We start from the raw sequence: 20,059 nt of genomic DNA, 5'->3' as shown, positions 1-20,059 counted from the left end.
GAGTGAAAGAGATTTGTTAAAATAAGGTGACAGTCTGTATTCTAAATGGTGACTATACTGTGTGAATTTTAGACACTTGTATTAGGTTGTTTTTTGTTTGCTATTGATTTTAATAGATTATTTGCAGGATGACGGAATAGCTTTATAGATGTATCATATTACTCAGATCTTTTGAGGAACACACATGGCGCGTTTAGAAAATTTAAACTTATCACAACAAGTTACCAATGAGCTCGGTAAAGCAATTATTGTTGGTGATTATAACACTGAAACGGGGCTACCAACTGAAGCACAACTATGTGAAGTGTATGGTATTAGCCGCACAGCTGTCCGTGAAGCAGTGAAAATGCTTGCTGCAAAAGGACTGATTTCTTCTCGTCCACGACAAGGTATTCGTGTTGAATCGGCGGAGAACTGGAACTTATACGACACAAGCGTATTAAAATGGTTACTAGAAAGCAGCCCTTCACTTTACGTACTTAAAGAATTCTTACAAGTGCGCTTGGCTATCGAACCTCAAGCAGCAGCACTTGCAGCAAGAAAAGGCGACCAAGCGGCAATTGCAGAAATTAAAATGGCACTAGATAAAATGCAAGCAGCGGCAGAAGAGCCTGAAGGTGTGATGCATGAGCCTGATCTTGCATTTCACACGGCAATTTTACATGCCAGTGGTAACCGTTTTTTCTACCAATTACGTGATTTTATTCGCACAGCGCTGCACGTGAGTATTCAGCATACTACGCCAGCTAAAGGCAATAAAAAGGCCATCGCTGAGGAGCACTTTAAAGTGTATAACGCAATTGCGAGCGGCGATCCTGAGCGTGCTAAAAACATGATGACGTACATGATTGATGAAGCAATGGCGTTTATTGAAAAAGAAATCGCTGATAAAGAAGCGGCTCAATAAGTATCGCTTCTTTACGTTGTAATGACTTTTAAAACATAAGGTTATCATGCCAAATTCAAACGAGCTAAAAACAGTTTACCCAAGCCTTGCTGGTAAGAGTGTGTTTATTACTGGCGGTGCATCGGGAATTGGTGAAGTAATGGTAAGGCGGTTCTGCGAGCAGGGCGCGAAAGTCACCTTTGTTGATATTGCAACTGAGCAAAGCGATGCGTTGTGCGCAAAATTAGCTGGTAAATATGAATTTGACCCACAATTTATCCATTGTGATATACGTGATGTTGAAGCTTTAAAAGCGGCCATTGAGCAAACTCGCCAGCAGCAAGGTGATATTGGTGTGTTAATTAATAACGCAGCCGATGACACTCGTCATGCTGCAGAGAATATGGATGTGAAATATTGGGAAGACAAGTTTGCAGTTAACTTACGCCCGTGTTTCTTTTCATCTCAAGCAGTGGTTGAGCAGATGCAGCGTTTAGGCGGTGGTAGCATTATCAATATGGGGTCGGTAAGCTGGCGTATTAAGCAGACCGGCATGCCAGCCTACACAACCGCAAAAGCGGGTATTGAAGGTTTAACCCGTTCATTAGCTGCTTCATATGGTAAAGATAATATTCGTGTGAACTCACTGGTTCCGGGTTGGGTGATGACAGAGCGCCAGATTACGCATTGGCTAACCCCAGAAATGATTGAAGATGTTCGTTTAAGTCAGTGTATTAACGAAACTATTCAACCAGACCATGTAGTGAATGCCGCGCTATTTTTGGCCGCAGATGACAGCTGTATGATGACTGCACAATCATTGATAGTGGATGCGGGTTGGACATAATCTTGCGAAACGATAACAAAATGACTAGCGTGAAATAAAAATTTTACATAATTAAAATGATACTATAATAATAAAATATACGATTTAGGCTCAGCAGAGCTCATACTTAGGAAGGTGGTAAGAAAGTTTGACCGACTTTGTACTTGTTTATTTAATTCTGATTATTGGTGCTTGCCTACAAAGTGTTATTGGCTTTGGTTTAGGAATGTTATGTGTGCCTGTGCTTTACTGGCTAATGCCAGATCTGGTGCCTGGGCCAATGATTTTGAATGCGCTGTTTTTAACGTCGGTATTAATGATTAAGCACCGTGGCGCGATAGACATGAAGCAAACTGGTATATCTATTATTGGCGGTGCTATAGGTGTCATTTTAGCTGCTGTCGTGATGTGGTATGTCAATGCGAAGCAGTATCAGCTTCTGCTAGGGGTGAGTATTTTGGTGGTGGTGGCTTTGTCTATCATAGGTATGAAACCGAAAATCTCAACAATTACTAGTTTACTAGCATCAATGTCGTCGGGCTTTTTGGGTACCACAACTTCTGCAGGAGGTGCACCAATGGGGCTACTCTACCAAGCTGAAGATAAAGAAAAAATTAAAGCTAACTTGAGTGCATTTTTCGTGTTTATAAACCTGTTTGGCATTATCGTATTGATGCTTACAGGTTCCGCCGATATGACTGATGTAAAGCTATTCTTTTTTTGTTTGCCAGCAATTTTAATTGGCTGGGGCTTGTCGTTTGTGATTAACAATAACCTCAACGAGAAGGCCATTCGCGGCATAATCTTACTCGTTGCGGGGTTGTCTGGCCTAGCACTTATTTTCATACATAGATAGAATGAGAATAGTTCAGCTGTTCGTGTAGTGAAGCCAATGCTCGATGACACCATCAAAATGATTATTTCTAGCCAGTGCCAATTAGGCGAAGGGGCCTATTTTGCAAAAGCACATAACTGCTTATTTTGGGTAGATATTTTAGGGCAGCGCTTGTTTCGCTTAGATTGCCAATCAATGCGAGTTAGCCAGTTTACCATGCCAGAGCCTATTTGCTGGGTTATGGAAACCGAGCAGGGTGAACTAGTTGCAGGCTTTGCCAAAGGTATTTATAAACTTTGTAGTGAAAATTTCAGCCGCGAACTACTTTATTCAATAGACCATGAACCCTCACAAAATCGTTTAAACGATGGCAAAACGTCTCGCCAAGGCTTTGGTTTTTTTGGCTCTATGGACTCTCAAGAGCAAACCAATAGTGGTAAGTTATATCGTTTTGGACATGGGCAAGCTCCGATTTCTGTTGATCATAACTACACCATCAGCAATGGCCCTGCGGTGAGTAAAAATGGCTATTTTCTATATTCTACTGACTCAGATAAACAAACTATCTATCGTTTTGTTCTGAATAAGCAGGGCGAGCTTTCTGATAAACAAGAGTTTATTCGCTTTAGTGAAAGTATGGGCTTTCCAGATGGCATGACCGTTGATAACGAAGACCATTTATGGGTTGCCGCTTGGAATGGCTATGGCGTTTATCGTTTTTCACCAAGCGGCGAGCAGGTGCAGTTTATTCGCTTGCCCGCACCGCGTGTTACGAGTGTCGCATTTGTTGGCGAGGAGCTAATGCATTTAGCTGTGACTACCGCTGCAGTGGGTCTGGAGGACTCAGTTCTCGCTGATTACCCGCACAGTGGTGGCGTGTTTATTCTCGAGCCGGGCGTTAAAGGCATTGCTGAAACGCCCCTGAAACTATAGGTTCTCCATCACTTGGTAACGCAATTCTCCAAGGAAAGCGCGTGCTGCTGGACCAAGCTTATCACCATCTTTAAAGAGCAAGTGTAACTTAGCGCTGCGACTACTGTTATGGGTTAAATTAAGTGCTTTCATTTGCCTCGCCGCAAGGTGTTTTTCTATTGCTATTTTTGGCAACCACGCAAAGCCAAGTCCATTACTGATCATATCAATAGAAGTGCGCAAATGAGTTACCGTCCAGCGCTGATCGGCACCTAACCATCCACCATCTTGCTTGTGTTTATTGGCTGAATCGCGGACAACAATTTGGCGGTGTGATTTTAAATCTTCGAGGGTTATTTCACGTTCTATTGCATGCAAAGGGTGATCTGGGTGTGCAACGGCAATAAACTCAATATCACATAATTCTTCGTGAAAGTTTGCCGCAATTGGAAAGCCGGTAATAGCAATATCAACCTGATCGTTTTCGAGCAGTTCATTCCCCCCCATCAGCACAGACTCATGGAGTTCAATACGCAGTTGCGGGTATTGTGACGAGGTATCGTTAAGCACTTTATAAAGCAATTGCTGTGGGAAAATAGCATCAACAGCAATTCGTAATTTGCTTTCGATGCCTTCACCTAACGTCTGGCCTATTGCCTCAACTTTTGCGGCTTCATCGAGTAAGTAATTAGCACGGCGCAGCATCATTTCGCCAGCTTCAGTGAGCACGGTTTTGCGGCCTTGAATGCTGAATAACTTTACATCGAGTGCAGATTCAATTTTGCCAACTGCATTATGAATACTCGATTGGCTTTTATGAATACCTTGTGAGGCTTGGTTAAAGCCTCCAAATTCAACAACAGCACGAAACATGCGCCACTGTTCTAGCGTAATTCTTAGCATGATGTTCCTTTGCTTACTTAACTACCTAATAGTACCTGTAAATACTGAAAAAGTTTACTTTTTAGGTGAGGGCAACTCAATATACTCAAGCTCATCACCGGGGATTTTAGCAAAACGCTGTGCTTGCCAATCTTGTTTTGCTTGCTCGATGCGCTCTTTGCTGTAAGCAACAAAATTCCAGTGTAAATACGGGACTTTATTGAATTTACTGCCACCGAGTAAAATAAAGCGGCTGTGCACCAGAGTCGTTATTTCGTGTTCGCTGTCATCAAGTAGTACAAAGTCGCCTTGGGTATAGCGCGTATCACCCACACTAATTTCACCATAAATAACATACACTGCGGTTTCATGATGAGGATGCGGTTTAGTTATATGGCTACCTTGCTCTGCTACCGTATCGACATAAAACATCGGTGAGTAGCTTTTCACAGGGGAGCTTAAGCCATAGGCATCACCGACAATGAGTCTCATCAGCACGCCTTTTTCGATTTTCTCAGGCAATTGCAGTTTTTTGATATGTTCAAAACGCGGTGCTATTTCGGTTATACTCTCAGGTAAAGCAACCCAGCATTGCAGACCATTGATGTCGTGCTCGCTCGCCCGCACTTCAAGGCTTTCTCTTTCTGAGTGCACTATCCCGCGACCTGCGGTCATCCAGTTAACATCGCCGGGTTCTATTTGCAGGCTATTACCTAGCGAATCGCGATGGTAAATACTGCCCGTAAATAAATAAGTGAGCGTTGATAGGCCAATATGAGGGTGAGGCTTCACATTTATGCCCTCACCGCGAGGAAAGTGATTTGGTCCCATGTGGTCAAAAAAGATAAATGGGCCAACCATTTTTTTGTCAAAATGAGGCAAGATGCGTTTTACATCGAGCCCACCAATATCATGGCTGGTTGCTGTTAATAACGTTGCCATATTCGCGCCCTCTTAAAAACAAATTCAGCCAACAACCTAGGTTATTGGCTGGGATAAATATTAAGCCTGACTACGTTTTAACACTAGTTGATCTAGGCTGATTTTGCCTGCACCAACACTGGCTAATGCTAAAAAGCCGCCTGCCATTGCAATGTTTTTGTAGAACATTAAAAATTGCATTTGATCATCAAGTTGAAAGTGGAATAACAAAGCACTAACTAGGCTGAAACCAGCAAAAGCGACAGCGGTTAGTTGTGTTAAAAAGCCTAGTAAAATAAATAATCCGCCAACAATTTCAAAGGCAATCACAAACGGCAGTAAGAACTCTGGTAAACCGACACTACTCATATATTGCGCTGTAGCATCGAAAAACTCTATTTTGCTAAAGCCGGTTAGTAAAAAGATGGCCGATAAACCAATACGTGCCAATAAAGTGCTAATATTTTGTAAGTGTGGTTGAGCTGAGATTAAAGTAAAAAGTTTCATAGTAGGTATCCTGTTTCGTTAAGCAGTGTGTCTGCGATGGAGTAACTATAAGTTCACTTTAAAAGAATTAAAAATTGTAAAATCAGCATTTACCATTCTCTAAAAAAGAATCCAAAAAGAGGTTGAATATGAAGTTGTTGTTATTGATAGGGTTTTGTTTTTCGGTGGCTACAAGTAGCTTGGTGTTTGCTGAACAAAATTTACCAAATAGTCGTCATTATGAGTTGCTAGCTTCAGATATTGCGGTGCAGCAAAGCTGGCAAGTTAAAGACACAATTAAAGGTTATGAGATGCTGGAATATCAAATTAACCTTAATAAAGGCACTACCTTAACGGTTGATTTTGCTCCATCAAATTCAAGCAACTACTTTAATATTTTACCAAAAGGCAACCCAACTGCTTTGTTTGTTGGCCCGGTAAAAGGTGATCATGCTGAGATTAAAATCTCTGATGATGGCGATTATGTGATTCGGGTCTTTTTGATGCGCAATGCCGCGCGCCGTGATGAGCAAAGTGAATTTACTGCCGATATTAGCGTTGTAAAAAGTACATTAAAAGGCATGCACCCAAGCTGGGATGTCGATGGTGATGGGGTTAATGATTGCGAGAAAGACGGTAGCTGCGATCACACTGTTGACTACCGCCTTCCTCGAAAGTCGAATTAGGCCAATTTTAAGGCCTAATTAGCAAACTACTCAGGCGCCACTTCAAGCGTTGTGAATAATGAGTAGCGTACATTATCGATATCGGCCTCTGTTGGTTTTTGATCAACAGATGCTTCAATCAGATACATATCGGCATGAGCGAATGTCACAATAAAGAAGCCTTTTTTATCGGTTGTTACTTTCACTTCGTCACGCTCATTGCGATAGCGTGCACTACCACGAACAATAGCAAGCTCAACGTCAGCGGCTGGTTTGCCATCCATTAATAATTGGAACTTAGCTTCTTCACCAGCAAATAGATCGTTCGGGTGAGTTGGGCCTGAAATTTCTAAACCTTGACCAAGCAATGTTGGCTTAGAAGTACCATTACGGCTTACAAAAGTATCAACCGTTGCGATTGATTTTACAGTGCGTACATCGGTTGCGCCTGCTGGTAGGTCTGCTTCTTTTTTACCTGCGAACACACGGCCACGGTTGCCATCTTTGTCTTTATAGAAAGTCATTAGCATTGGTTTTTGCTGCATAGCAATATGGTAAGTACCGTCTTGCGTTAAGCTCACTGCCGCTGAGTTTTTGCGTTTTAAGTAGTATGCGCGGATAGTTTCTTCAACCGGCTTACCATTTGGAGCAAGGGCAATTAATAAGTTGTCGTCATACTCTGCGCCTTTTTCTTTCGGGCGGTATGCTTTATCTGGGCTAAACAACTCATTCGAAATACTGGCATCGATCATCACATAGTGAGTTTTCTCACCAGATAAAGAAGTGTGAGATGGCATTAACCAACGGGCGTGTGCTTGTGCATAGCCAGAGGCAAGTGCTGTGAAGGTTACTGCGCCGATCAGCGCCGTTTTTAATAATTTTAATTTCATTGTTTGTCCTTAATTACTGGTAATGGTAACAAAGCTAGTCGCGAACTCTTTTTCGCCTTTAATTGTGACTTTGCCGTCTTTCGTTAAGTCGATTTCAACGCGGGTGTAATCTCGGCCACCTTCCTCACGTACAACTTCAACATTAAGCAGGTAGCTACCAGGTTTAACTGGATTACCTTTTAAATCTTTACCTTGCCACTCAATGGTGTAAGTGCCTGGGCGTTTTGTTGCACCTGTTACACCATCAAAGCTGTCGTTGCTACGACCTGCTTTTCGCCACCACTGACGTAAGTCTTTAAACCATTCAGCTTTTTCGACCCAAAGCGCAATAGTGGTGACGTGTTTACGCTCAGGTGTTTCTAGCCATAGCGCCACATAAGGGCGGTGGTATGGGGAAACATCTAGCTCAGGTAAAGTGAACTCAATGGTTAGATTGGGATCTTTTGCAAAGCTCAGTGGGCTGAATAAACAGCCAATTAGTAGAGCTGCGATTAAGTGGGCTTGTTTCATTAAGATACTCCTTTAAGTTGAGGCACCCAAACTAGATAAATGACCAAAGGCGTGGCAACACCAAGAAGCGTTAACCAAAGGCCTGCGGCCCGTTTTTTACGGTTTTGAAAGAGAATAATTAATCCGGTGATGGCAAACAGAATCATCAAAACAGCTGAGATATCAATGACCCAGCTCCATGCTTTACCTGTATGGCGGCCTTTGTGTAGGTCGCCAATCAGACTCATAAAGCCGCCGGTTTGATAATCAATATTGAGCTCGCCCGTTTGAAAATCGATTTCGGCGTAAGCAAAGCCTGCTGGCAGCGGATAGTCGAGCATCACCAAAGCATCTTCTTTTTCCCACTCAATACTTTTTACATTACTAAGTGAAAATTGCTGCTGCATGTACTGTTCTATTTCAGGGTATAGGCTCGGTAACGTGTCGAGATTAGCTTGTGCTTTTTCGAATAACTTTGCAGAAACAAGTAGTTGGTTCTGACCATTATGTTTATCATTTTCGAGCCAACTAATGTGATTAAGAATGATGCCGCTGACACAAAATAAAATAAGTAAAAAGAATAAGGCCGTTGAAAGGTATATGTGTAAGGCGCGGCTTACACTATAAAAGCTGCGTTTATTTAAAGAAAACATAATTAGGTGTATTTGTTTGTTATACGCATATGATAATGATTTGCATTAGTGATAACAAGCAAGTTTACGTTCTTTACATTTCTTTGCGTTAGAAATGAATAGCAAGATAAGCCATTACCGCAAGTTGCGAGCTGAGAAAACAAGCAAGCAACATTAAGCGGGTGTGTGTGGTTATATTAACTTGAATTAGGGTTGGTTTATTTGGCGCTGATGGGCGGTTAATTAAATAGGCTAAAACGCTTAATTCAATCACCGCCACCAAATACATAACCCAAATTGGCGCGGCACTTTGTAGTAAAAAAGCATACCCGATAGCCATGCCCAAACCTGCTAAGAACTTAGCGCGAGTAGGAACGACCTTATATTCTTGCCAAAACCTTAAAGGCTGGCCGTACTTTGGATGGTGTAGCAGCCAGGCAGAGAGCTTAGGTGATGAGCGGCTAAAGCACGCCAATGCTAGTATAAAAAAGATAGTTGTAGGCATCACAGGTAATGCAATACCTATGATACCTAAACCCACCATCAATAACCCGAGTAATTGATAGCAGCCATTTTTATAGGCGGTAAACGCCGCTTTCACATTCATCAATAAAGTTGGGCCTGATAAAACTTAAATCGTTGCAGTGCTTGCTCGGCACCCTCTATCAAAGTGGCTTGTTGCTGTTCACAGAGCTCAAGGCTATCAATAAGATGACTTAGTTGACAGCCCTTTTTGTACACACTGGCTTTAGCAAGGTAGCTTGCACCACATTGATTATTTAACTTTAGCTCAGCTTCAACTTCTTTGCCTAATGTAGCTGCAGAAAATTGCGATCCTTCAATTACATACAGCTTTTGTCAATAAACCATGTTTAGAATGGCGAAATATAATAATGATTTACATTTGTATAGCCAGAAAAACGTGCTTGCAAAGGTACAGAACGGACCTGAAATATGAGCATAGTGGCTATCAAGGAGTAAGGTATAAATTAAGCTAGTTATTACTCAAGCTAAGAAGATCGTGAAATTATTGTGAGTTTTTGAGTAAAGTAAAGAAAGGCAAGGAGAACATCTCCTTGCCTCTAAATAGCTCGCTAAATTAAGCGGGTATATTACTATTAGAAATAATAACCTATATTGATATTGAAGCGGGTTTCAGTCTCATCGCTGTCGCCAGCAATTGAACCACCAACGAATGGTTGGTTTTTCGCTTGTACAAAATCAAAGTAAGTGAATAAGCCGCCTGCAGCAACAGATACACCGGTTACATTCATCCATGTATCTTCGCTGTTGTCTGACTTGTCATAAATAATGCCGTAGTCATTGTAAAACTGTAGGTTTGTTACCGGACCCCATTCTACAGGAAGGCTGTAAGCGATATTAGCATTAGTCATGGTCGCTTCTGCGGCAATACTATCGTAAAACGCATAAGCACCCACGGCCATACGGTCGACGTTGTCGATATCGTAGTTATATTCACCATGCTGAAGTTGGAAATTCCATGGACCAATTGTGCTGTTTAAGTGCACAGCCCAAGCGTAGTAGTCGCCAGCTTTATCTTCACCATCATGTAAGCCGCCAGATAAGGCTGAAACACCTAGCTCGGTGGTGCCGCCATCATGCTCAAAGTGATAACCATAACGACCAGAGAAGGTGTTGTATTCACCAATCGCATTGGTTGGTTCGGCGTATACACCTTCACCTGCAGAGCGGAAACCCACTACGTCGTATGAGTAACGGTCGCTTCTGTCGTCCACATAGCCGTCAACGCCACCTAGTTCATCATTTTTGAAAAAGCCAAGGTCAATTTGCCAGTTGTCAGCAATTTTGCGTTTGAATAGCACACCCAGGTCATGGTCATCTTCAAGACCAATATAATAAGTGGTGCCAAAGAAGTAGTTGTGTGAGTTATAAGGCCAGTTACCAAAAGGCACTTTGGTAATACCTGCCTGCACCTGCCAGTCTTCGGCAAAGTCATAGGCTGCATAGGCATACTTAACTGCGGTCATGTAATCGAAAAAACGGATCTCAGCGTTAAGCTGCACATCACCGACATCGCCTGCAAAATTTAGCCTGAAGATGTCAAAATCGAAGTCACCACCGCGGTTTTTATTGCCATCGTTATACGACGTATGGCTGAAGTTGGTACGTACAGCCCCACCGACTTTAATGCCAGATTCTTTTTTAGGTGCTTCTACGGCCGCTGTTTGCTGCTCAAGTTGCTTTTGTTGTTTTGCTACTTGTGCATCAATTTGCGCTTGTTTCTCGGCTTGTTGCTGCGATTTTGCTTCGGCAGCATCAAGTTTGCTTTGCAGTTGCTGCATTTGCTGTTTCAGTAATTGCAGCTGTTCTTGAAGGTCATCAATTTCAGATGCCTGACTAAGACTTGAAGTTGTGCCCAAGGCTATAGCAAGGGCTAACTTTGATAGTTTAAGCATGAATTTTCGCTAGTGTTGGAATGGGTACTGTTAAGAATAGTTGATATTCAGGCCGAACCCAAGCCTAGACACAGAAAATTAATATTAATCAATCAGTTTTAATTTTTACTGTGCTTCTAATGTCTTGGTGATTGCGCCAACCTCAAGCAGCGGTGAAGCATCGAGTTGATCCGCATCCATCATTGCAGCAATGCGTTGCATTGATGATAGTAGTAAACTTTGCTCCCACTCTTCTAGTGCTGAGAACTTTTCGATGAAGTGCTCTTGCAATGGCTGAGGTGCTTGCTCTAGTAGCTGTTCTCCCGCTTCTGTTAGATGCAAACTAACTCGACGCTTGTCTAATTGGCTACGCACACGAGTGATCAGATTACGGTTTTCTATACGATCTAATATATTGGTAACCGTAGCCGGGCTTAAGTTTACATTTTGTGCGATGCGGCTGGCGGTAATACCATCGGTTTGTGCAACCTCATTCATGATAAGTAATTGTGGGCCGGTTAGGCCTGAGGTTTTGTTGAGCTGTTTTGAATGAAGGTCGATGGCTCTGATCACTTTACGCAGCGACACTAATAACTCGTCATACTTTTGCATGTTTCTGTCTCTTAAAAAAGGCGGCATGAGGCAACCGCAATCGCGAAATATTACACATCTAATAAATTGAGTTCAAATAAATAATAACTATGTAGCTTATAATTTTCGGCGATAATGCTTATTATCGTGTTTGGTGATTAATTAGAGTAGAAATTAAAAGGTAAAGTTTAAAAATTAGATGGAGTAATTGTTGTTAATACTTAAAATGCTACTCGAGGTGACATCATCACTTTGTAGTAAAACAATTTATACAAATAACTAAATATTATTTACTAATAGCCACTGCATTGGGTATGGTGGATTTTTCTTTCATTAAATGGGACGAATTATGAAGTTATCGCCATCAGTTACGATTGAGCAAAGTGAAACCGGGCTTGAATTTATTAAAGTTGCTAGTGAGTTTTGTAGCGCAACTATTTTTCTGCAAGGTGCGCAGATCACTGAGTTCACGCCAACCAATAAAAAGCCATTATTATGGGTCTCTGAACTAGAAGATTACCAAGAAGGCAAAGGTGTGCGAGGTGGTATTCCGATTTGTTGGCCATGGTTCGGGGTAAGCCAAAATGAAGGATGGCCTGCTCATGGTGTTGCTCGCACAAGTTTGTGGCGCGCAGAAGAAGTGAAAGAGCAAGACGATTCTATTTATATCAGTTTGTCGCTGCCGATGACGCAAGTTGATGAAAAGTATTGGCCTTACAAAACTAAGTTGTTAGCTGAGTTTATATTAACCTCTAGTTTAGAACTGCGTTTAACAACCACTAACTTAGATAATCAAACTGTACAGTTTACTCAAGCACTGCACACGTATTTCCCAACACCTGCAATTGAAGAAACAAAAGTAGATGGTTTGCAAGGTGCGAAATACATTGAATTTGCTGAAGGTCCATTTGAGCAGAATGAATTAGTGTCGTTCGCTCGTGAAACAGACATGGTTTACACCGAAGCGAAAGATACTCAGCGTATCATCACACCTGATGGCATTATTGAAGTGGGACGCGAAAACTCAACATCGTGTGTGCTTTGGAATCCTTGGATTGATAAATCAAAACGCCTTTCTAATTTTGCTGATGACGAATACCACGTAATGCTGTGTTTAGAAGCGGCTAATGTCCTTGATGACAGTGTTGAACTTGCACCTGGAGCAAGCCACACACTTGCAACAAAACTACGCTGGGTATAATTTATAACATATAACAACTCAGTGTTAGCACGTAAGGCCGGCACCGCTGGCCTTTACAAGGAATTACCGTGTTTAGTAATCAACAAATAGAAACCCTTCCAAAGCATCAAACTATTCAATTCCAACCACTTGCAGATAATGCGATATGGCATGTACAACTAAATTGGTTGCTGTTTTATGTGCCTCTCATGGCTGTGATTATAGCTGTACGGCATTTTAATCCAGCCGTTAGCGAAGCTATTGCTACACCTTGGCTGCTGGTTTTGCCATTGCTGGTAATCCTATCAATGGTTTACAACCTCTACAGTATACGCGCCAAAGGAGTTGCAGTAAGAGAGCACGATATCGCTTTTAAGCGAGGTTTAATTTGGCAACAAATCACCTTATTACCTATTTCTCGCGTGCAACACACCGAAATTCATCGCGGTCCAATTGAACGAAAGTTAGGCTTGGCAACACTTAGACTCTACAGTGCCGGTGGCATGAGTGCTGATTTACATATCAGTGGTTTAACTGACGAACAATGTAATGATGTCCGACAGTTCGTGCAAAGTTATGGTGATAATACAACAACTCAAGATAATGAGCTTGCCGATGAATAATCAACAATGGCAACGCGTGTCGCCATGGGCACTACTGTATTTTATTGTTCATTTTGCACTGCGCTTTATAAAAGATGGCTTACTTAACTTACTGCCAATTTTAGTGTTATTTGTCACGCAAGTTGAGCAAAAGCTGTTTTGGGGGCAAATAGCAGTTGCCGCAGCCTCTGTAGTTTTAGTGCTGTATGCCTTTGCTTATTACCGTAATTTTAAATACCGAATTACTGATGACAACGAAATACTGCTAAATAAAGGGGTGTTTAAAAAAGAGCGATTAACCTTAAAGTTTGCTCGAGTGCAAAACGTAAATATTGCTGAGCCTTTTTATTTTCAGCCGGTTAATTTAGTTAATTGTATTTTTGATGCAGCTGGGAGTAGTGCTCAAGAAGCTGTGATCCCGGGAGTAAAGCTTAGCTATGCCGAGCAAGTGCGCGAACAAGTCATGGCATTTAAAGCTCAGTTACAACAAGAAGATCTGCAGCCTATTGAGCAGAGTGAAGCAACAGACAAGCAGCAAAGCTTAACGATCAGCAATGGTGAAATTGCTAAATTTGGTTTGATGTCGAACATGGCAATTTTAGCATTGGCTGCACTTGCCCCATTTATGAATGTGATTTTTGAGTATCTCGAAAAAACCATTATAAATCGCCTAGAGGCCATACTGAATGAGCAAGCTGCCTTTGTTGGTAGTGCTGCTGCAATAGCCGTGTTAATTATGGTTATCACAATTGTTTTGTGTGCCATTTTACTGTCTGTTGTTATGGCTTTAGTGCGCTTTTTTAATTTTCAGCTCTATTTTCAGGATGATAAATTTAAGCGTGTAGCTGGTTTATTTGAGCGTCAGCAACTCTCGATAAGTGTTTCGAAAATTCAAAGTGTGCAAATTAAACAAAATATTATTGCTCGGCTACTTAATCGCTTTACCTTAATTTGCCCGCAAGTGAGTAGTGGCGGTATGGCTGCAGGGGTTGCCGCACATAAAAGTAAACAAACTTTAGTAATGCCGGTATTAACTAAAGAGCAAATACAAGTTGTGTGTCGTTGGTTATTTCCTTGGTTTGTTGATTTAACGGCGCTTAACTTTATTAAGCCTGAGCGGGCTTTACTTTATAAAAATACGCTTTTATATGTTATGTTGCCAACCATACTTTCAGCACTAATTCTCAATAGCTTATTTGATGCTGCTACGATGCTTTGGAGTGTTGCGGTTGGACTAACTTTGATGCTCGGTGTGTTTTTAAGTTATCAAAAAACCGGTATGGCAATGTATCAACACGACGGTCGTTTCTTCGCTGTATTTAAAACGGGCATGTTGGGTGTTCAATATCGTGTTTTTGAAATCTACAAAGCGCAAAGCGTCACAACAACTAGTACTTACTTAATGCGAAGATCGCAGCTTAAGAGCTTGTATATACAACTGGCTTCTGGTTCGGTATCAATGCCTTACTTAAATGCTGAGTTGGCTGAGCGGTTTACTGATTTTGCGCTATATGAAATCGAAGGTGTCGAGCGTAACTGGTTCTAAATGAAAATAATTATCAATACCGTTGATTCGTATTGTTATTGAGGTATACTAACGCAACGTTAATAACTACGGTGCTCAATGATTTATTTTCTACCTATTTTAGCTATTTCAGGTGTTGTTGCCTTACTGTGTTATGCACGTTCTCAGCAAGAGTGTAAAGGCTTGTGTGTGAGTGTCGCTGTTACAGTAATAGCGTTACTTGTAACCGCAGCTTTAGTCATCGCGGGGATCGGTGCATTAAGAAGCAGCCTGATGTTTGCCGTGACTATTTTTATTATTTATCAATTGTTAGACTTGGTTCGCCCGATTAAAATCGAGTAATTTCTTACACTTTTTAACTTCAGCCTTTTAAAAAAGCATCGCATACTAATTCTTAAATTAAGCAACTTGCTAATCAAGGATTGTGATGAAAAAAGCTCTGTTATCAGTGGCGTTACTTGCCGCTGGCCATGTCTCAAGCCAAGAGACTTGGCAAACTATTCATACTGAACACTTTAACGTGCATTTTAGTACTGAGAATCAACAATGGGCACGCTCTGCTGCTACAGAGCTTGAAATTGTTCGCGATAAGGTATTAAAGCAGCAAAACCGTGCCCTTGATGAAGTAGTCGATGTGCTGGTTTTCGACCCGTTTAATGCTTCTAATGGGTTCGCTTTGCCGGTGACGAATAAGCCTTTAATGGCCTTGTTTACAACGCCTCCGCAATCTGACACCGTGATTTCTAACACCGATAGCTGGCAGCAGTTATTGATTTTGCACGAATATATTCATTTAGTGCACCTTGCTCAACCGACTCGTAGCGATTTGCGCCAAGCTATTCGCGATAGTTGGGATATTTATGATTTAATCGAAAGTGACATGCCGCGCTGGGCTGCAGAAGGATATGCAACCTTACTTGAATCGAAAATGACAGGCCGAGGCCGTTTATACGATAATCTATCAGAGGCAATACTAGTTGAATTTGCACAGCAGGGTGCATTGCCCCGATATAGCCAGTTAAATAGTACCGAAGGCGGTTTTTTAGCTGGCTCAATGGCTTATTTAATAGGCTCTCGCTTTCTTGCTTGGCTTGAAGAGAATCATTCACCGCAAACCCTTGATGCAGTTTGGACGCGTATGCAAGCAGTTAAATCGCGTGATTTTAATGAAGCCTTCAGCGGTGTATTTGGTAATTCTCCTGAGCGTCTCTATCGTCGTTTTATTGCCGAGTATACCTATAAAGCAATGGCTAAAGAAGTAAGTGAGCAAGCACTTACAAGCAAGCTTTGGTTAGAGCTTGAATTATATGCTTCGAACCCTGTTTTAAGTTTAGATAACAGTAAGCTTGCCATCGTTGAGCGAAACAAAGATGGTGAAACGCGTTTAGTTATTTACAGTACTGGTGACAATCAACAGGCTGCCGATGATTTTGCAAAGCAGCAACAAGCGTTACTTGATGATGATCCCGTCGATATTGCTGATCAAGCCCCCAGTGTTTTTAAGCGTAAGCAAAAACACGTGCTTCACCAAATTAATAGGCAGGGTATAAAAAACCCGCAGTGGTTAGATGAAAATACACTGTTTTTCACAGCCACAACAACCGTTGCTAAAGGCTCCATTCAAGGTATTTCTGATCTATACCGCTATGATATCGACACAGGAAAAGTGAGCGCATTGACGCATCATGCAGGGCTTCGCCGCTTTAGTATCAGTGATAACGGACAAACTGTTTATGCTGAGCAAACTAAGCATGGCTTCTCTGAGCTAGTGCGCCTTGACCTCAATACGGGTGTCGCTACGCCTTTATTTGAGAAAAGCCTAGAAACGGTTTATGACTACCCATTACTAAGCCCTAATAAAACTCAACTTGCTTATTTAAAAGCGACATTGAATGCCAATTGGCAGTTGTATATACAAGATGTGAGCTCTCAGCAATCACTCGCTGTGCCTATGCCCGCAGGCTATCAATATGTGTCACAACCTAATTGGCAAGCAGATGGCAAAGGGATTTATTTTGTCGCGGGTAAAAATAAAGCTCTCGATTTGTATCATTATGATCTTAATAGCAATTCACTACGCCAATTAACACAAGGCCAAGAAGCTGTTGCGCACCCAATGGCAATGCATAATGGTGAACTTTTGTATTTATCGATCACTGCACAAGGGCCGAATATCAAGCATTTTGCTGAGCAACCACAAGGATTAGAGGTTGTTGAATTTGCTAAAAGTGCAGCGCCACCGCGAGGACAGGTAACGAGCGAAGTATTACCTGAGGCGAAAATCTACCCGCAAAGCCCAACTGAGCCAATCAATTATGATATATGGCAGCAAAAACCAACCTTTTCGTTGGCATCTCAGTATTATTCGGCTTCATCATCGCTTCTTACCCTTGGCCTGAAAAGTAGTGATTTCTTGAAACAGCTCGATTTACAAGCCGGCTATAGTGCTGATTTACATGACAAAGCACTAGAAGGGATGTTCGCGGCCGCTAAGTATTCTGCGTTTGATTTAAAATTTAAAGCGCTGCTATTTGATTACGACCTCGAATCAGCAAAACAGTACCATTCACAAACGTCGCTGAACATAAGTAATACAGGGGCACATTTTGCCATGAGCTACCCGTTGCAGTTTCAGCAGCTCAGTATTACACCGAGTTTGAGCTATAACTACAGTGATTTTAGTAAAGGTGATGATCAATGGTTAAAGTTTGGACTTGAACAAAAATGGCAACATGACAGACAACGATATGGTTTTGCTCAGTCTGTAAGTGCCGAGTGGCTATCCGGTGATGCTGACTCGAATAATTGGCAGGGCTATAACTTTGCCACAGTATTGAGCGGTTATGCCTTTGATATTCCTGTTTATGTTAATTTTGCTCAGCAATATCGCGATGACAGTAACCTTACGCTTGGAGGATATGAGTCAAACTTAATTAATAAAGACACGCAAAGCGGCTTTGTTGTTGCCCCTGAGCTGCCGTTTATTAGCCAATTAGGTAACCGCTATAAAGGCTATGGCGGGGGTATTAGTTACAAAGATTCATTACCTTGGCTTTACTACCAACAGCATCAAGTCGATAACCGAGTTTATGCACAAAGTTACGGGCTAAAATGGCGAGGAGACTTTAGCTTTGGTATGGGGCCTGCAGGTTTGAACGATGTAAACCTTGATTTTGGCGTCGCCCGGGTAGAAGGCGACGACTTTGAAAATGATTTACGGGCTTGGCTAAGCTTCTATTACTCGTTATAGCCTAGTGTTGGTCTTTTAAGGCGAAAAGCTTGGCGTGGTATAGCGCTAGCTTTTCGTCTTTATTTTCTATCTCAATGGCTTTTTCTAGCCATTCTTTACTGCTTTGTTCATTTCCTTGCTGATAACTAATAATCGCTAACTCTATATAGGGTTCAGATAAATAAGGGGCTAATGCAATCGCGTCTTCGAGCTGTTGTTTTGCCTTGTAAAGCTTACCATTGTTACGGGCGTTAATTGCCGTTGCCAGTAACTCGAATGGATCTTGTTCAAGCATCGCTAACTGTGAATTGAGTTGCTCTGCCAAAACCTGATCATTAAGTTGCTCGGCCAGAACTGCGTAATTATGTAGTAAATTCGTATCGCTAAAGCCATACTGCATTGCTGTTTGATAAATATGTTTTGCTCCAGCTAAATCACCCGATTGGCGATGTAATACGGCAGCTAGATTATAAAGTGATGCAGCATTTGGGGTGTATTCATTGGCTTTTAATATATAGCTGTAGCTTAAATCGAATTGTTGCAAGGCCAATGCTTTTGCAGCCAAGTTGCTGTAATAACGGCTAATTAAGTCTTTTAACTCAGCTCGGCCAGAGTAAAAACTGCCGCGAGCAGGAAAGTAATCAATGACAGTACCTGGCGGCACCAAGTAATTATCGTCCTCATTTAAAGGGGCGTAGACTTTGGTGCGAAAGTGCCCTGACACATACACTATGTTATTTTGTTTGCTATAAACAGGCTCACTTGAGACCGCTTGAAAGCCCGTTTGAAGTCCTGCTAGTTGAGCATATGCATGGGTCAAAATTGCCAAGCTAATACAGTTACCTTGATGACCTTGAAGAGTCTGCTGGGCATTGAGTGTGGCACTAAAGTAATTAAAATTGGTGAGCTTCTTTTCTAAATAGTGATAAAGGATTTGGTCATCTCTAAAATCACCACCTTGACGTTTGGTAAAATAATCAAGAAAACGTTTTTGCTCATCCGCAGGGAGTGTAAATAGCTCAGGGTCGCTTAGTTCAACTTGAGTAAAATGTGCGGCGTTGAGTAAGCTGCCCACACTAGGCGGTGGCGTAGGTTGTTTCGTACTCTTACATCCAACTAAAAAGGCACTCAAAACAAGTGCATATAAAACTGACTTCATGGCTTTACCCTATTGAGTGCTATTTAATCAATTTACCCAGTTAACTTTGATTATTCAAGTTAGTAATTAGTGTCATCAGTTCTAAACAGCCTGTATGGATATCTTGCCAATAGACTGTTGTTTATTTTTTATTCTTAATTGCATTCTAATATTCTCTCATTACAATGCCGCACTCTTTTAAATTGCTTAAAAAACAAATGTTTACCTTGATTTTATGGGCGATTTATAAACTGCTAACTTATTAACTAAATTGTAACGAGAGAGGTCTGTTTTGGCGCACTTTTTGCCGATTATTTCATGCTTTATTTTGGCGTTTAGCTTTTATCCGCTTTTAAATAAGATCCGTAAAAATCGCAGTGTGTCGGGCGTTTCGCTGTTAATGATGAGCTTTGGTGTCGCGCAAAGCTTGTATTTCATCACCTTTAACCTGTATTTCCAGCGTTTTTACATGGCCATGCCGTTTGTTGTAACAGGCATGCTAAGTGGTGTGATTCTTTATTACTTTGTTCGTTACAATGCTGCGCGAAAGCAACGTATGCAACTAGCCGGGTTATTAGCCATGTCGGTCGTGCCTTTTAGTTTGTTGCTTAACCCTCATTATGAAACAGCAACGGTGCTGAACTGGCTAACCTATGTGGGTTTAGTGATGAGCTCTATTCGTGTTATGCCGCAAACTTATAAAACCATCAAAAGCGGTAATATTAGTAATTTAAGTGCTCGTTATTTTAGTCTGCAATTTGTTGCAGGTAGCTGCGGCCTCGCTGCCGAGCTTTCAATGGCCACACCGAGCGTGTCTCACATACTGACCTTTGTAATGATTTTACTAACTAATGCCGCTCAATTAGGTTGTATTCAGTATTATAAATCGCGCCCAGCAATGGCTTAAATTACCTAAAAACAAAAGGCTGCCAATTGGCAGCCTTTTTTGTGTT

At 41.6% G+C, this 20,059-nt stretch carries 20 protein-coding genes and 1 pseudogene; 11 read left to right on the top strand and 10 right to left on the bottom strand.

The features are described from left to right. The first annotated feature begins 184 nt into the window (after positions 1 to 184). From HCZ11_RS09305 to HCZ11_RS09290, 4 genes are all read left to right on the top strand, one after another. Positions 185 to 907 (top strand): FadR/GntR family transcriptional regulator, encoded by a 723-nt coding sequence (locus HCZ11_RS09305; protein WP_054552285.1) that lies wholly within the window; start codon positions 185 to 187, stop codon positions 905 to 907. A 46-nt stretch (positions 908 to 953) separates the two neighbouring features. After that, positions 954 to 1,733 carry an SDR family NAD(P)-dependent oxidoreductase gene (locus tag HCZ11_RS09300; protein ID WP_167658272.1) on the top strand — a complete coding sequence of 260 codons (780 nt, stop codon included), beginning with the start codon at positions 954 to 956 and terminating at the stop codon, positions 1,731 to 1,733. A gap of 127 nt (positions 1,734 to 1,860) precedes the next feature. Then, positions 1,861 to 2,568 (top strand): sulfite exporter TauE/SafE family protein, encoded by a 708-nt coding sequence (locus HCZ11_RS09295; RefSeq protein WP_130050187.1) that lies wholly within the window; start codon positions 1,861 to 1,863, stop codon positions 2,566 to 2,568. Positions 2,569 to 2,604: 36 nt separating this feature from the next. Continuing rightward, positions 2,605 to 3,480: an SMP-30/gluconolactonase/LRE family protein gene (locus tag HCZ11_RS09290; RefSeq protein ID WP_167658314.1), complete on the top strand. Its 876-nt coding sequence runs from the start codon at positions 2,605 to 2,607 to the stop codon at positions 3,478 to 3,480. Here HCZ11_RS09290 and HCZ11_RS09285 read toward each other — a convergent pair. The 3 genes from HCZ11_RS09285 to HCZ11_RS09275 are packed head-to-tail and all read right to left on the bottom strand — an operon-like array spanning position 3,475 to position 5,769. Beyond that, a complete protein-coding gene (locus tag HCZ11_RS09285) occupies positions 3,475 to 4,362 on the bottom strand; it encodes a LysR family transcriptional regulator (protein WP_130050188.1) in 888 nt (295 codons plus the stop codon). The genes HCZ11_RS09290 and HCZ11_RS09285 overlap by 6 nt on opposite strands. A gap of 54 nt (positions 4,363 to 4,416) precedes the next feature. Next, entirely contained in the window at positions 4,417 to 5,283 is an 867-nt protein-coding gene (locus tag HCZ11_RS09280; RefSeq protein WP_167658271.1) for a pirin family protein, read from the bottom strand. Positions 5,284 to 5,343: 60 nt separating this feature from the next. After that, positions 5,344 to 5,769, bottom strand: coding sequence for a DoxX family protein (locus HCZ11_RS09275; protein ID WP_105173868.1), 426 nt, complete (start codon positions 5,767 to 5,769; stop codon positions 5,344 to 5,346). Positions 5,770 to 5,897: 128 nt separating this feature from the next. Between HCZ11_RS09275 and HCZ11_RS09270 the strand changes: the two genes are divergently transcribed. After that, on the top strand, positions 5,898 to 6,434 hold the full coding sequence (locus HCZ11_RS09270; RefSeq protein ID WP_130050190.1) for a hypothetical protein: 537 nt from the start codon (positions 5,898 to 5,900) through the stop codon (positions 6,432 to 6,434). A 26-nt stretch (positions 6,435 to 6,460) separates the two neighbouring features. On the opposite strand, the gene HCZ11_RS09265 is transcribed toward HCZ11_RS09270, so the two are convergent. The 6 genes and pseudogenes from HCZ11_RS09265 to HCZ11_RS09240 form a co-directional block, all read right to left on the bottom strand. Continuing rightward, positions 6,461 to 7,303, bottom strand: coding sequence for a DUF4198 domain-containing protein (locus HCZ11_RS09265; RefSeq protein ID WP_167658270.1), 843 nt, complete (start codon positions 7,301 to 7,303; stop codon positions 6,461 to 6,463). Between the two features lie 9 nt (positions 7,304 to 7,312). Next, complete coding sequence (locus tag HCZ11_RS09260) at positions 7,313 to 7,813, bottom strand: DUF2271 domain-containing protein (RefSeq protein WP_167658269.1); 501 nt, start codon at positions 7,811 to 7,813, stop codon at positions 7,313 to 7,315. Beyond that, positions 7,813 to 8,445, bottom strand: coding sequence for a PepSY-associated TM helix domain-containing protein (locus HCZ11_RS09255; RefSeq protein WP_167658268.1), 633 nt, complete (start codon positions 8,443 to 8,445; stop codon positions 7,813 to 7,815). Before HCZ11_RS09255 ends, HCZ11_RS09260 begins: the two co-directional genes overlap by 1 nt. 196 nt (positions 8,446 to 8,641) lie before the next feature. Continuing rightward, positions 8,642 to 9,031, bottom strand: a pseudogene (locus tag HCZ11_RS09250) (YbaN family protein); the annotation flags it as partial. Between the two features lie 511 nt (positions 9,032 to 9,542). After that, entirely contained in the window at positions 9,543 to 10,862 is a 1,320-nt protein-coding gene (locus tag HCZ11_RS09245) for a porin (protein WP_130050194.1), read from the bottom strand. Between the two features lie 105 nt (positions 10,863 to 10,967). After that, positions 10,968 to 11,453, bottom strand: coding sequence for a MarR family winged helix-turn-helix transcriptional regulator (locus HCZ11_RS09240; protein ID WP_130050195.1), 486 nt, complete (start codon positions 11,451 to 11,453; stop codon positions 10,968 to 10,970). Between the two features lie 328 nt (positions 11,454 to 11,781). Between HCZ11_RS09240 and HCZ11_RS09235 the strand changes: the two genes are divergently transcribed. From HCZ11_RS09235 to HCZ11_RS09215, 5 genes are all read left to right on the top strand, one after another. Then, the gene (locus tag HCZ11_RS09235; protein WP_167658267.1) at positions 11,782 to 12,633 is read left to right on the top strand and encodes a D-hexose-6-phosphate mutarotase; all 852 of its coding nucleotides are present in this window, start codon (positions 11,782 to 11,784) and stop codon (positions 12,631 to 12,633) included. A 68-nt stretch (positions 12,634 to 12,701) separates the two neighbouring features. After that, entirely contained in the window at positions 12,702 to 13,235 is a 534-nt protein-coding gene (locus HCZ11_RS09230) for a PH domain-containing protein (protein WP_130050197.1), read from the top strand. Further along, positions 13,228 to 14,760: a PH domain-containing protein gene (locus HCZ11_RS09225; protein WP_167658266.1), complete on the top strand. Its 1,533-nt coding sequence runs from the start codon at positions 13,228 to 13,230 to the stop codon at positions 14,758 to 14,760. Before HCZ11_RS09230 ends, HCZ11_RS09225 begins: the two co-directional genes overlap by 8 nt. A 78-nt stretch (positions 14,761 to 14,838) precedes the next feature. Next, positions 14,839 to 15,081 (top strand): hypothetical protein, encoded by a 243-nt coding sequence (locus HCZ11_RS09220; protein ID WP_130050199.1) that lies wholly within the window; start codon positions 14,839 to 14,841, stop codon positions 15,079 to 15,081. An 85-nt stretch (positions 15,082 to 15,166) separates the two neighbouring features. After that, complete coding sequence (locus HCZ11_RS09215) at positions 15,167 to 17,989, top strand: hypothetical protein (protein WP_167658265.1); 2,823 nt, start codon at positions 15,167 to 15,169, stop codon at positions 17,987 to 17,989. A 1-nt stretch (position 17,990) separates the two neighbouring features. On the opposite strand, the gene HCZ11_RS09210 is transcribed toward HCZ11_RS09215, so the two are convergent. After that, positions 17,991 to 19,127 carry a lipopolysaccharide assembly protein LapB gene (locus tag HCZ11_RS09210; RefSeq protein ID WP_130050201.1) on the bottom strand — a complete coding sequence of 379 codons (1,137 nt, stop codon included), beginning with the start codon at positions 19,125 to 19,127 and terminating at the stop codon, positions 17,991 to 17,993. Between the two features lie 271 nt (positions 19,128 to 19,398). On the opposite strand from HCZ11_RS09210, the gene HCZ11_RS09205 reads away from it, so the two are divergent. After that, the gene (locus tag HCZ11_RS09205; RefSeq protein ID WP_130050202.1) at positions 19,399 to 20,013 is read left to right on the top strand and encodes a PQ-loop domain-containing transporter; all 615 of its coding nucleotides are present in this window, start codon (positions 19,399 to 19,401) and stop codon (positions 20,011 to 20,013) included. Positions 20,014 to 20,059 lie beyond the last annotated feature (46 nt).

It is taken from the genome of Pseudoalteromonas sp. HF66, from assembly GCF_011806445.1.
Taxonomy (GTDB): Bacteria; Pseudomonadota; Gammaproteobacteria; order Enterobacterales; family Alteromonadaceae; genus Pseudoalteromonas; species Pseudoalteromonas apostichopi.
Note: the sequence above shows the minus strand (reverse complement) of the source record. Positions and strands in the feature narration are given on the sequence as shown.